Origin of the sequence: Nocardioides jishulii, assembly GCF_006007965.1 — a bacterium.
Taxonomy (GTDB): domain Bacteria; phylum Actinomycetota; class Actinomycetes; order Propionibacteriales; family Nocardioidaceae; genus Nocardioides; species Nocardioides jishulii.
The window spans coordinates 3429724-3441807 of sequence record NZ_CP040748.1; the positions used below are offsets into that span (position 1 = coordinate 3429724).

14 protein-coding genes and 1 pseudogene are annotated in these 12084 nt (G+C 71.6%); 6 read left to right on the forward strand and 9 right to left on the reverse strand.

The features are described from left to right. The first annotated feature begins 20 nt into the window (after positions 1-20). A complete protein-coding gene (locus tag FCL41_RS16295; protein WP_137064654.1) occupies positions 21-218 on the forward strand; it encodes a hypothetical protein in 198 nt (65 codons plus the stop codon). A gap of 22 nt (positions 219-240) precedes the next feature. Here FCL41_RS16295 and FCL41_RS16300 read toward each other — a convergent pair whose 3' ends face one another. The 4 genes from FCL41_RS16300 to FCL41_RS17570 all read right to left on the reverse strand — a co-directional run bounded on the left by FCL41_RS16300 (position 241) and on the right by FCL41_RS17570 (position 2883). Beyond that, a complete protein-coding gene (locus FCL41_RS16300) occupies positions 241-471 on the reverse strand; it encodes a biotin/lipoyl-binding carrier protein (protein WP_137064653.1) in 231 nt (76 codons plus the stop codon). 79 nt (positions 472-550) lie between these two features. Further along, a complete protein-coding gene (locus FCL41_RS16305; protein WP_137064652.1) occupies positions 551-2086 on the reverse strand; it encodes a hypothetical protein in 1536 nt (511 codons plus the stop codon). 9 nt (positions 2087-2095) lie between these two features. Beyond that, positions 2096-2707, reverse strand: a complete 612-nt coding sequence (locus tag FCL41_RS16310) for a carbon-nitrogen hydrolase family protein (protein ID WP_239021886.1) — start codon at positions 2705-2707, stop codon at positions 2096-2098. Further along, positions 2614-2883, reverse strand: coding sequence for a hypothetical protein (locus FCL41_RS17570; RefSeq protein WP_239021688.1), 270 nt, complete (start codon positions 2881-2883; stop codon positions 2614-2616). Before FCL41_RS17570 ends, FCL41_RS16310 begins: the two co-directional genes overlap by 94 nt. Positions 2884-2992: 109 nt before the next feature. On the opposite strand from FCL41_RS17570, the pseudogene mobA reads away from it, so the two are divergent. The 3 genes and pseudogenes from mobA to FCL41_RS16325 all read left to right on the forward strand — a co-directional run bounded on the left by mobA (position 2993) and on the right by FCL41_RS16325 (position 5236). Continuing rightward, positions 2993-3509, forward strand: a pseudogene (gene mobA, locus FCL41_RS16315) (molybdenum cofactor guanylyltransferase). A gap of 25 nt (positions 3510-3534) precedes the next feature. Beyond that, the gene (locus tag FCL41_RS16320; protein ID WP_137064649.1) at positions 3535-4518 is read left to right on the forward strand and encodes an NAD(P)H-quinone oxidoreductase; all 984 of its coding nucleotides are present in this window, start codon (positions 3535-3537) and stop codon (positions 4516-4518) included. 49 nt (positions 4519-4567) lie between these two features. Beyond that, entirely contained in the window at positions 4568-5236 is a 669-nt protein-coding gene (locus FCL41_RS16325; RefSeq protein ID WP_137064648.1) for a bacterial proteasome activator family protein, read from the forward strand. 65 nt (positions 5237-5301) lie between these two features. Here FCL41_RS16325 and FCL41_RS16330 read toward each other — a convergent pair whose 3' ends face one another. Genes FCL41_RS16330 through serS form a run of 4 tightly spaced genes read right to left on the reverse strand, consistent with a single transcriptional unit; the run spans position 5302 to position 9007 of the window. Then, a complete protein-coding gene (locus tag FCL41_RS16330; RefSeq protein ID WP_137064647.1) occupies positions 5302-5931 on the reverse strand; it encodes a hypothetical protein in 630 nt (209 codons plus the stop codon). Positions 5932-5963: 32 nt separating this feature from the next. Next, positions 5964-6815: an HAD family hydrolase gene (locus FCL41_RS16335; RefSeq protein WP_137064646.1), complete on the reverse strand. Its 852-nt coding sequence runs from the start codon at positions 6813-6815 to the stop codon at positions 5964-5966. A gap of 4 nt (positions 6816-6819) precedes the next feature. Further along, positions 6820-7731 carry an HAD family hydrolase gene (locus FCL41_RS16340; protein ID WP_239021689.1) on the reverse strand — a complete coding sequence of 304 codons (912 nt, stop codon included), beginning with the start codon at positions 7729-7731 and terminating at the stop codon, positions 6820-6822. Beyond that, the gene (gene serS, locus FCL41_RS16345) at positions 7724-9007 is read right to left on the reverse strand and encodes a serine--tRNA ligase (RefSeq protein ID WP_137064645.1); all 1284 of its coding nucleotides are present in this window, start codon (positions 9005-9007) and stop codon (positions 7724-7726) included. Before serS ends, FCL41_RS16340 begins: the two co-directional genes overlap by 8 nt. A gap of 34 nt (positions 9008-9041) precedes the next feature. Between serS and FCL41_RS16350 the strand changes: the two genes are divergently transcribed. After that, a complete protein-coding gene (locus FCL41_RS16350) occupies positions 9042-10616 on the forward strand; it encodes a bifunctional phosphatase PAP2/diacylglycerol kinase family protein (RefSeq protein WP_239021690.1) in 1575 nt (524 codons plus the stop codon). Between the two features lie 39 nt (positions 10617-10655). On the opposite strand, the gene FCL41_RS16355 is transcribed toward FCL41_RS16350, so the two are convergent. Beyond that, the gene (locus tag FCL41_RS16355; RefSeq protein ID WP_137064644.1) at positions 10656-11057 is read right to left on the reverse strand and encodes a DUF4446 family protein; all 402 of its coding nucleotides are present in this window, start codon (positions 11055-11057) and stop codon (positions 10656-10658) included. Between the two features lie 76 nt (positions 11058-11133). Here FCL41_RS16355 and FCL41_RS16360 point away from each other — a divergent pair, with 76 nt between their 5' ends. After that, entirely contained in the window at positions 11134-11991 is an 858-nt protein-coding gene (locus tag FCL41_RS16360) for a prephenate dehydratase (RefSeq protein WP_137064643.1), read from the forward strand. The last annotated feature ends 93 nt before the right edge of the window (positions 11992-12084 follow it).

Below are 12084 nucleotides of genomic sequence, written 5' to 3' on the forward strand. Positions count from 1 at the left end.
GACCACCGAAGGAGAGCCCCATGTGCCAGCCCACCGTCTGCAAGAAGTGCGCCAGGACCACCTGGAAGGGCTGCGGCATGCACGTCGCCCAGGTGATGGCGAACGTGCCGAAGGACCAGCAGTGCCCCGGCCACGACGGCGAGAAGACCGCCGAGGCCGTGAAGCCGTCCGCCCTGGCCGGTGGTGGCCTGATGAAGTGGCTCCGCGGCGAGAAGTGACCCGAGCTCAGTAGGTCAGGCCTCAGTAGGTCAGGACGAGAAGGACGTCGCCCTCCTGGACGACGGCCCCCGGCTCGAACCGGACGTCGGTGACGACCCCCGACACCTCCGAGAGCACCGGGATCTCCATCTTCATCGACTCCAGCAGCACCACGGTCTCACCGACCTCGACGGAGTCGCCGACGGTGACGGGCACCTCCAGGACGTTCGAGGCCATCTCGGCGGTCACGGGGAAGATCTTGTTGCGGGCCATGCGGGGGACGCTAAGCGTTACCCGCAGGTACCCGAAACCGGGAGCTCGACGCGACCCGCGCGCGCTCAGAGCACGAGAATCAGAGCGACGAGAAGCGGGGCGGCTCCGGGCGTACGGCGTGGGCCTCCTCGGCCGCCCGCGCCCGCGCCCCTCGCTGCCCGGTGAAGGCCAGGTCGAGCCGGATGATCAGGTAGCCCACGACGAGGCCCAGGGCGACGCTGTAGGCGGTCTGGAGGCCCGCCTCCACGTAGGAGGTGTCCAGGTTGACCAGGCGCTGGGCCACGGGCAGCGTGGCGGCCGCACCGAAGGCGCAGACCCACCACCCCTGACGCCGACGGGCTCGCATGTGGACGCCCCAGACCAGCGCGGGGACGCCGAGGAAGATCGTCAGCGGTCGAGGCACGGCGCCGATCGTCGAGCGCAACCACTCCGAGAGCTCGCTGCCGCTGGCCATCCCGTTGCCGGCATAGCTGCGCAGCAGCTCGGTGTAGACGAGGCTGACGGCCAGCACCAGGGTGCCGACCACGACGATGACCAGGCCACGCGTGCCGAGGCCGTGGAGGCCCGCGGCGAAGCGCCACACCAGCGCGAACATGAGCAGGAAGCCCACGGCCAACGTGACGTAGCCGAAGCGGGTGGTCGAGGCGACCGGCTCGAAGCCGACCGTCGCGAAGGCGCCGACGGAGGCGACCGCCGTGGCCACCACCACCTCGCGCACCGCCGCCGGGAAGGTGCGCGCCGGCACGGTGATCACCACCGCCAGCAGCCCGCTGACCACGCAGGTCAGCACCGCCGCCCCACTGCGCAGCACCTCCACGTCGGAGACAACGGCGGTCACGCCGATCGCGACCGCGAGGGCGGAGAAGACGACCTGGCGACCGCCGGTGCGTGCCATCACCGCCCAGGCGTACGTCGCGATCACGCAGACCGCACCCGCGCCGTCGAGCCACTCCGGGCCCCGGTGGAGGGCGGCTGCGGCGAGCAGGATGATCCCGGTGAGGCACACGCAGCCCCAGAAGAAGACGCGCGTCAGGGCCTCGCGCCGATGCGCGCGTGCGACCTCGGGGCTCTCCTCCTCGACGGCGGTCGGCATGGGCGGGTCGACCACGTAGCCCTCGGGGGCACGGAAGTCGGGGTCGGGCGCGGGGGGCAGGTCGAGCGGAGCCGGCGCCAGGTCGACGACGGGCTCCGCGACCGGGAGCACCGCTCCGACGACGGCGTCCTGGGAGACGTGGTTGACCACCGGCGCGCCGGGCGGGAGCACCGCCTCCGGCATCACCGGGGCCACGGCGGGCGGCACCACCGGCGGCACGACGGGGGCTGCAGGAGCGGGCACGACCGGCGGGACGCCGGGAGAGCCGATCAGCGCGGCACGGATGCCGAAGGGGTCGGCGTCCAGCAGGGGACGGTCGAGCGGGTCCACCTGCGGTGCCGACGACGCGACGGAGGCCGGCTCGGTCCCGAGCAGCGGTTCCTGGACGACGGGGATCGACGTCGTCGTGTCACCGGGACCGGCGATGCGTCGACCCGCGGGAGGCTTGCCGTGGCGAGTGACCTTGAAGCCACCGAAGCGGGACGGCTTCGGGGCAGCACGACGACCTGGGCGTTGGGACACGCAGTGAGGTTACCCGCGTCGGTTCGCCAACGAAGGGTTCACCTTGCGGGCACGGACCACCTGGTCGCGATCCAGGAGCGTCGCGACGTTGCCCTCACCACACCCGAGCTCGACCAGCACGTCGCCCATGGGGGAGACCACGGTCGAATGACCGGTGTAGCGGGGCTCCGGCTGCCCGACGGCGACCACGTAGACCGTGTTCTCTATCGCACGGGCATGGACGAGGGTGCGCCAGTGGTCGCGCTTGTGTTCGCCGGCGACCCACGCCGCCGGCAGCACCAGCACCTCAGCGCCTGCGTCGACCAGGGCCCGCGCCAGCTCGGGGAAGCGCAGGTCGTAGCAGGTCATCAGGCCCACCTTGAAGCCCTGGACGTCGATGACGACCGGCTTCCACTCACCTGCGCTCAGGCGCTCGGACTCCTTGTGGCCGAAGGAGTCGTAGAGGTGGATCTTGTCGTACTCGGCGTTGGCCTCTCCGCGCACGACCAAGGTGTTGAGCGGGCGCCGAGGATCGTCGGAGCGCCGGATCATCCCGGCCACGATGGTGATGCCGCGCTCGGCGGCGGTCTCCGTGAGGGCGGTGACGAACGGGCCGTCGAGGTCCTCGGCGAAGGGCGCCAGGTCGCTGTCGGGCTCCCGAAGTCGCGGGCGAAGACCTCCGGGAAGACCACGAGCTCACCCGGTTCGGCGTGGGCGACCAGGCCGCTCAGCCGCCGCCGGTTCTCCTCGGGATCCAGGCTCGACGCCGCCTGCACCAACCGCACCCGCAACGTCTGGTGGTCCTGTCCCGGTGCCATGCCCCCAGCGTAGACCCGCCCTCGGGCCTCAGGTGCCACGATGGTCCGCATGCCCGCCCTGCCCCCCACCTTCGGTGCCGTCGTACTCACCGGCGGGACGGGCGTACGCATGGGCGGGGCCGACAAGGCCGCGGTCGCGTTCCGCGGTCGTACGCTCCTCGACCACGCGCTGGCCGCGACCGTCGAGGCGAACGAGGTCGTGGTGGTCGGGCCGCCCACCGCCCGGCGTGCGGACCGTGCGCGAGGAGCCAGCGGGGGGCGGACCTGCCGCTGGCCTGCTCGCGGGCCGGGACGCGCTGTCGTCCGAGGGGGTGGCGCCCGAGTGGCTGGTGGCTCTGGCGGTGGACATGCCGATGGTGACCCCGGCGACCGTACGCCGCCTGCTCGTCGCCGCCGACGGGCACGACGGGGCTGTGCTGGTCGACGCGGAGGGTCACCGCCAGCTCTGCGTGGCGCTGCGCACCTCCCGCCTCGACGACGTACGCCCGGCGGACGCCCGCGGCCTCGGGTTCTTCCGGCTGCTCGCCGGGCTCGACCTCGCCCCGGTGGTCGCGCAGGGCGCCGAGGCCAGCGACCTGGACACCTGGGCCGACGTCGAGGCTCTGGAGTCACCGGACCGGACCTGACCGCACGTCCCGCTACCCTCGGGCCATGCGCGCCGTCACGATCACCGAGCCCGGAGGGCCCGAGGTCCTCACCGTCGTCGACCTGCCCGACCTCACGCCCGGAGCGGGTGAGGTCCTGGTGGAGGTCGTCGCCACCGCGGTCAACAAGGCCGACACCCTGCAGCGCAAGGGCTTCTACCCACCGCCGCCCGGCGCCTCCGACGTGCTCGGCCTGGAGTGCAGCGGCCGCGTCGCCGCGCTCGGTGAGGGCGTCACCGACTGGGAGGTCGGCGACGAGGTCTGCGCCCTGCTCGCCGGCGGTGGCTACGCCAGCCAGGTCGTGGTGCCGGCGGGTCAGCTCATGCCCGTGCCCGAGGGCGTCGACCTGGTCTCCGCGGCCGCGCTGCCCGAGGTCGCCACGACCGTGTGGTCCAACGTCTTCATGACCGCCGACCTCGAGCCGGGTGAGTCGTTCCTGGTCCACGGAGGCGCCGGCGGCATCGGCACCTTCGCCATCCAGCTGGCCTCGGCACTCGGGGTCAAGGTCTTCACGACCGCGGGCTCGACGGAGAAGCTGGCCGTCTGCGCCGAGCTCGGGGCCGACGTGACCATCAACTACCGCGAGGAGGACTTCCTGACCGTCGTGCGGGAGGTCACCGACGGACGCGGCGTCGACGTCATCCTCGACAACATGGGCGCGAAGTACCTCGACGCCAACGTCTCGGCGCTCGCCGACGACGGCCGCCTGGTGATCATCGGGATGCAGGGTGGCGTCAAGGCCGAGCTCAACATCTCCAAGCTCCTGGCCAAGCGCGGGTCGGTCATCGCCACCTCCCTGCGGGCGCGCCCCGACGCACAGAAGGCGCTCATCTGTGCCGACGTCGTCGAGCACGTGTGGCCCCTGGTCGAGGACGGTCAGGTCAGCCCGGTCATCCACGAGGTGCTTCCGCTCGCCGACGTCGCCCGCGCCCACCAGCTGATGGACGACAGCGGCCACGTCGGCAAGATCGTCCTCAAGGTCGCCGACTGAGGCCCTTCTTGGGGCTGACCCCTGACCGGACGCGAACTAGTGTGGGCTCATGACTGACCCCAACGCCCAGAACCCGTCCGGTCCCGGCCGGGACGACCTCGCGAGCGAGGTGCAGGTCGAGGTCCCCCAGGGCCACGTCCTGGTCATCGGTCCCGACGGGGAGCCCGTCGGCACCGTCCCCGCCGAGGTCGTCGCGCAGGCCCAGGAGGAGGCGGAGGGCGAGGACGAGTCCCCCTCCAGCGTCACCGACCTCGTGGAGCAGCCCGCCAAGGTGATGCGGATCGGGTCGATGATCCGTCAGCTCCTCGAGGAGGTGAAGTCGGCTCCCCTCGACGAGGCCAGCCGAGCCCGCCTCCGCGACATCCACCAGGCGTCCATCAAGGAGCTCGAGACGGGGCTCGCCCCCGAGCTGATCGAGGAGCTGGAGCGGATCGCGCTCCCCTTCACCGACAACGCCACCCCCTCGGACGGTGAGCTGCGGATCGCGCAGGCCCAGCTGGTCGGGTGGCTGGAAGGCCTCTTCCACGGCATCCAGACCGCGATCTACGCCCAGCAGATGGCCAGCAGGGCGCAGCTCGAGCAGATGCGTCGGGCGCTGCCCGGCATGGCGGCCGGTGCACAGCCCGGCGTCCCCGGTGCACAGCCCGGTCCAGGCCCGCAGCACCGTCCCCAGCCGGGTGGCGACAGCGGCCAGCCGTCCGGAGGCATGTACCTCTGACGGACGCGAGCCCCGGCCCATGGTCAGGGCTGAGCGTCAGGGCTGAGCGTCGGGCGAGGCCGACGTCAGTGGCGGTTGACCCGTCCGACGACGGCGAGGCCGAGCAGGCCGAGCAGGATCGCCGCCGCGCCCGGCGCCGCGAGACGCGCGAAGTCGTCGGGGGCAGACTTCTCCACCTTCGTACGGACGGCCTTCTCGGGGTCGGGCTCAGGCAGGCGCTCGCCCACGCCCAGCGACCTCTGCACGACGGCCAGGTCGCGCGGACGCAGCGGCCGCGTCCCGGCGCAGGACGTCGTGGTGGCGGCAGTCGTGGTCAGGAAGAGCCAGCGGTCACCCTCCTTCGGCTCGCCCAGGCTGCACGAGCTGCCGAGCGAGTTGGTGACCGTGACCCGCGCGCTGGACAACTCGCCCTTGAAGAGACGCTGGGCGACGACCTGCAGCTGCTGCTTGCCGTCGCTGGAGGTCGAGGTGCCCTGCACGACGCCGGTGTAGACGACGTCGGCCCGCTTGGTGAGCTTCTTGAGGTCCTGGGTCTTGCAGGAGCAGGCGGCCTGGGCGGGTGCCTGGACGGCGAGGATCCCGGCGCTCGCGACCAGGGCGACCAGGGCGGCCAGGAGCAGGCTCAGCCCGGCCCGCGGAATCGCCCGGACACGGTCTCCGTGGAGAGGTCGACTGACCCGGTCGGTGCGCGGCATGGCGACAGCGTAGCGCCGCCCCAGGGGCGAGGTCACAGCCCGAAGAGTCGCGCCAGCGTGCGGGCGACTCCGTCGGCGGCGTGGTGGGGTGCGACGTGCCTGGCCCCGGCGCGCAAGGAGGGATGTGCGTTCTCCATCGCGTACGCGTGCCCCGCCCAGTCGAGGAGCGGCAGGTCGTTGGGCATGTCGCCGAAGGCGACGACCTCGCTCCGGGTGACGCCGAGGTCGCCGCAGAGCTCCGCGAGCGTGGTGGCCTTGGTGACGCCCGCGCCGGAGATCTCCACGAGCGTGCCCACCGACGACCACGTGGTGGTGACCTCGTGGCCGACCGCTTCCTCGGCCAGGCGCCAGAACTCCTCCGGCTCCTGGGCCTCGTGGCGGGCGAGCAGCTTGACCACCTCGCCGTCGACCAGCTCCTCCAGCGGGGCGACGGGCACTCCGGGATCGGTGCCGATCTTGAGACGCGGCATGAAGTCGGGCTCGCGGGAGAAGCCAGTCGTCTTCTCGAGGGCGAACGTCGTCCCGGGCACCGCCGAGCGCAGCAGGCGAGCCACCCGCACCAGGACGTCGGGAGCGATGGTGCGCGCACGGCGTACGGAGTGGGAGGCGACGTCGTAGACGATGCCGCCGTTGCTGAGGATCGCCAGCCCGTGACCGCCGACCTCCTCCCACAGGTGCTCCATCCAGCGGATCGGTCGGCCGGTCACGAAGACCACGGGCACGTTGCGCTCCTCGAGCGCCAGCAGCACCTCGCGGGTGTAGGCGCTCACCGCGCCGTCCGGACCCAGCAGGGTGCCGTCGAGGTCGGTCGCGACCAGTCGCGGCGGCGCAGGGGGCGGGAAGGCTCCGTCCTCGTCCGCCTTCGGCGCGTCGCTGGTGGTCACCGGATCAGTCCCGGCCGAACCAGCGGTTGAGCTCGACGGCCACGCCGTCGTCGTTGACCGTGGCCGTCACGGCGTCGGCGGCTGCGCGGACCTCCTCGATCGCCTGACCCATCGCGACACCCCGGCCGGCCCAGGCCAGCATCTCGAGGTCGTTGCGACCGTCACCGATGGCGAGGACGTCGACCGGGTCGACACCCAGGGCGTCGCAGACGTGCTGCAGGCCCGAGGCCTTGGAGACCCCGGCCGGGGCGAAGTCCATCCAGGCGCTCCAGCCGACGACGTAGTCGGTGCCGTGCAGGCCCAGCTTGGCGGCGGTGTCGAGGAAGTCCTCGGCGGTCGACTCCGGGTCGCGCACCACGACGCGGTTGACCGGCTTGCCGACGATCTCCTCGACGGGCGTGATCACCTGCTCGCCGTTGAGCTCGCCCGGCGGGAAGGGCCGGTTGACCAGGTAGCCACCCAGCGAACGCTCCTCGGCCGCCACCAGGGCGTCGGGGTGGTGCTCCAGGATGGCGCGCACGGCGGGGGCCGCGTCGAAGACCTCCTCGTGCACGACCTCCTGCGGCGGGTAGCGGAAGATCACCGAGCCGTTGGAGGCGACGACCCAGAGTCGGTCGTCGACGTCGGGCGTCGGATCCTCCGGGGAGCCCTCCAGCGGGAGGTTGAGCAGGTCGGCGATCGTGGTCATGCCGTGCGGCGAGCGACCGCTGGCGAGCACGATGTGGGCGCCGGCGTCACGGGCGCGGTGGACCGCGTCGTACACGGGCTGGCGGATGGTCTCGTAGGGGACGTCCTGGCCGTCGACCCACGCCAGCAGCGTGCCGTCGATGTCGAGCGCGACCAGGGCAGGGCGCCACCCCGGGGCAGGTTCGGCGCCCGAGCGGGACACTTCCTGCTGGATCTGCGTCTCAGCCAACGGGGTTCACCGGTTCCAGGACCTCGCGTCCCAGCCACTTCTGCAGCGCCTTGGGCACGCGCACCGAACCGTCGGCCTGCTGGTGCGTCTCGAGCACCGCCACGATGGCACGCGTGATGGCCGTCAGGGTGCCGTTGAGCGTCGCGACCGGGACCGTCGATCCCTCGTCGGTCCGCGTACGGATGTCGAGGCGGCGCGCCTGGAAGTCGGTGCAGTTGGAGGTCGAGGTGAGCTCGCGGTACTTGCCCTGCGTGGGGATCCACGCCTCGAGGTCGAACTTGCGGGTCGCGCTCAGGCCGAGGTCGCCCGCAGCGATGTCGACGACCTGGTAGGCCAGCTCGAGCTTGTCCATGAACGCGCGCTCCCAGGCCAGCAGGCGCTGGTGCTCCGCCTCGGCCTCCTCGAGCGTCGTGTAGACGAACATCTCGACCTTGTCGAACCAGTGCACCCGGATGATGCCCTTGGTGTCCTTGCCGTGCGAGCCGGCCTCCTTGCGGAAGCAGGGGCTGAACGCGGCGTAGCGGCGGGGCAGGCTCGTGGCGTCGAGGATCTCGTCGGAGTGGTAGGCGGCCATCGCGACCTCGGAGGTGCCGACCAGGTAGAGGTCCTCGCCCTCGATCCGGTAGACGTCGTCGGCCGCCTGGCCCAGGAAGCCGGTGCCCTCCATGGCACGGGGCTTGACCAGGGACGGCGCGATCACCTGGGTGAAGCCGGCCTCACGGGCCTGCTCCATCGCCATGTTGACGAGGGCGAACTCGAGCTCGGCGCCCACGCCGGTGAGGAAGTAGAAGCGCGAGCCGGAGACCTTGGCACCGCGATCGAGGTCGATCGCCCCGAGGATCTTGCCCAGCTCGATGTGGTCGCGCGGCTCGAAGCCCTCGGCCGCGAAGTCGCGCGGGGTGCCCACGGTCTCGATGACGACCGAGTCGTCCTCGCCCCCCTCGGGGGTGTCGTCGTGGGTGAGGTTCGGCATCTCGCGGATGGCCGTCTGCCAGGCCTCCTCGGCCGCGTTCTGGGCGGCCTCGGCCGCCTTCACGTCGGCGGCGAGCGTCTTGGTGCGGGCCAGCAGCTCGGCCTTCTCCTCACCGGTCGCCTTCGGGATCAGCTTGCCGAGCTGCTTCTGCTCTCCCCGCTTGGCCTCGAAGGCGGCGATCGCCTCGCGGCGCGCGGTGTCGGCGGCCAGTGCCCTGTCGACGACCTCGTCGGAGTGTCCACGCTTCGCCAGGCTGGCTCGTACACGGTCGGGGCTCTCGCGCAACAGACGGGGATCGATCATGCTGCAAGGCTAGCCTTTGGGCATACTCGCTCGTGTGCTGGATCGAACCCGACCGAAGCTCCTGACCGCTGCCGGTGCGTGCGCGCTGCTCTTCGTCGCGCTCGCCTTCGCGGTGACCTGGGAGCGTACGCCGCTCGCCGGTCTCGACGACCTCGGTCAGGAGGCCGCGGCCTGGACGGCGCGCCACGACCTGCTGACCCAGGTGCTCCTGGTGGTGGAGGACGTCTTCAACACCATCGGGATGACGATCCTGACGCTCCTGCTCGCCGGCGCGCTGCTGTGGAAGAAGCACCCCCGTGCCGCGTTGATCACGGTCGTCGTGATGGCCGTGACCTCGCTGCTGACCACCGGACTGAAACTCCTTCTGAGCCGCGACCGCCCCGACTGGCAGGAGGCGCTCGGGCTGCACGACACGCTGAGCTTCCCCTCGGGCCACGCCTCGTCGATCACCGCCTACACCGCTCTCCTGGCCGTGCTCGCGGTGATCTTCGTGCGCAAGCAGACGATGCGGCGCATCGCGGTGACCGGACTCGGACTGGTCTGGCTCCTGGTCATCCTCGACCGGGTGCTGCTGGGGCGCCACTACCCCACCGACGTCATCGCCGGCGCGCTGCTGGCGCTGACCGTGCTCTTCGTGGCGCTCGTCTGGTTCGACCCGCGACCGCGGAGCATCGCGCAGAAGATCGAGCCGTTGCCGGAGGTCTACTCCTCCCGCAAGCGGCTCGCCGTCGTGCTCAACCCGATCAAGGTCGAAGACGTGGGCGCCTTCCGCGACCTGGTGACCAACCTGGCGCGGGACGCCGGCTGGCACGAGCCGAGCTGGCACTACACGACGGTCGAGGACTCCGGCACCGGGATGGCGGCCGCGGCCGCCGCGGACGGCGTCGACCTGGTCCTGGTCTGCGGCGGCGACGGCACCGTGCGCGAGGTGTGCGCCGAGCTCGCCGGGAGCGGGATCCCGGTCGGGATCATCCCCGCCGGGACCGGCAACCTGCTGGCGCGCAACCTCGACATCCCCCTCTACATCCGCTCCGCGATCGACGTCGGGCTCAACGGCCAGGACCGTGCCATCGACATGGTGGAGGTGACCGGCGACGGCATCGACACCAGTCACTTCATGGTGATGGCCGGCATGGGCTTCGACGCCGCGATCATGGAGGGCGTCAACGACGACATCAAGAAGCGCATCGGCTGGATGGCCTACATCCTGTCGGGCCTGAAGTCGCTGATGTTCCCGGCCGTGAAGGTCGAGATCTCGATGGACGGCGAGCCGCCCACCACGCACTGGGTCCGCACCGTCGTGGTCGGCAACGTGGGCTACCTCCAGGCCGGCATGCCCCTCCTGCCCGACGCGACCATCGACGACGGCCAGATCGACGTCGTGCTCCTGCACCCCAAGCGCTTCCTCTCCTGGGTGCCGCTGGCCGCCCGGGTCATGGTCCGGAGCAAGCGCACCGACTCCACGATCGACCGACTCACCGGGGCCTCGGTCTCGATCCGCGCCGCCATCGCGACGCCACGCCAGCTCGACGGCGACTCGATCGGCGAGGGCAAGGAACTCACGATGACCTGCGTGCCGGGTCGGTTGCTCGTGCGCGTTCCGCGCTGATCGGTAGAGCCGCGTTCCGCGCTGATCAGCAGAGCTGGGTCAGCCGCGCGCGTGCGCGACGGCCTCCTGCTCCTCCGGAGAGAGCTGGGCCTCGCTCGACCAGCTGCTGATCGTCTTGGCGTACGTCCGCGCCTCGCTCCGGCCGTGGATCGAGCTGAGCACCACGCCGTCGCCGGCGTCGTCGAGCAGCGCGACCGACCACGACAGGTGCCCGCCGACGTCGCCGAAGGCGTCGTACCGCACCACGGAGAGGTGTCGCAGCGCGCCCTGCGAGGCAGCCTGCAGCGCCGCCACCTCCCGGCGCAGGCCGACGACGTCCTCGGGCAACGGGGACGCGCCGGCGACGGCGGGGCGGGAGCCGGCCGTACGCCGCAGGGCGACGACCGAGAAGACCACGGCGACGACGGAGAGGAGCAGGGCGGGGACCGCGAGGTAGGACACGGCGGCAGCCTAGTCGCGGCTGGCCTGTGAACGGCCTCGACGCGACACCAACGGGCGGCGTGGGACAGTGGTCCGCGTGAGTGCCACCGAGAAGACCCGCCGCATCGCCTACCAGGGTGAGCCGGGCGCCAACTCCCACATCGTCTGCGCCCAGCACTACCCCGACCACGAGGCCGTCCCGTGCGCCTCGTTCGAGGACGTGTTCGCGGCCGTCGAGGGCGGCGACGCGGACCTGGCGATGATCCCGATCGACAACTCGCTGGCCGGTCGGGTAGCCGACATCCACCACTTCCTGCCCGCCTCGTCGCTGCACATCGTGGGCGAGCACTTCCTGCGCATTACCTTCAACCTGATGGCGCTGCCGGGTGCCGACGAGTCGACGATCCGCACCGTGCACAGCCACGTCCACGCGCTGGGCCAGTGCCGCAACGTCATCCGCGAGCTCGGCGCCAGGCCGGTCACCGCCGGTGACACCGCCGGAGCGGCCCGCGAGGTCTCCGAGTCCGGCGACATCACCCAGGCCGCTCTCGCGCCGCCGCTGGCCGCCGAGATCTACGGGCTCGAGGTGCTGCGTACGGAGGTCGAGGACGAGGACCACAACACCACCCGCTTCGTGGTGCTCTCGCCCGACTACGTCAAGGCGCCCGCGGGGCAGGGGCCGGTCGTCACGAGCTTCATCTTCAACGTACGCAACCTGCCGGCCGCGCTCTACAAGGCGCTCGGCGGCTTCGCGACCAACGGCGTCAACATGACGAAGCTGGAGAGCTACATGGTGGGCGGCGAGTTCGCCGCGACCCAGTTCCTCGCCGAGGTCGACGGCCACCCGGACGAGCCGGCCCTGGCGCGAGCCTTGGAGGAGCTGGCCTTCTTCACCACCGACATCAAGGTGCTGGGGGTCTACCCGGCTGCCCCGGAGCGCGCCCAGCGCACCTGAGCGCGGTTCACACGTCACCAGGGCACGACGGCCGCGAACGCGCCGACACCGCAAACGCAACGACGCCGGGAACGAGATCACTCTCGCTCCCGG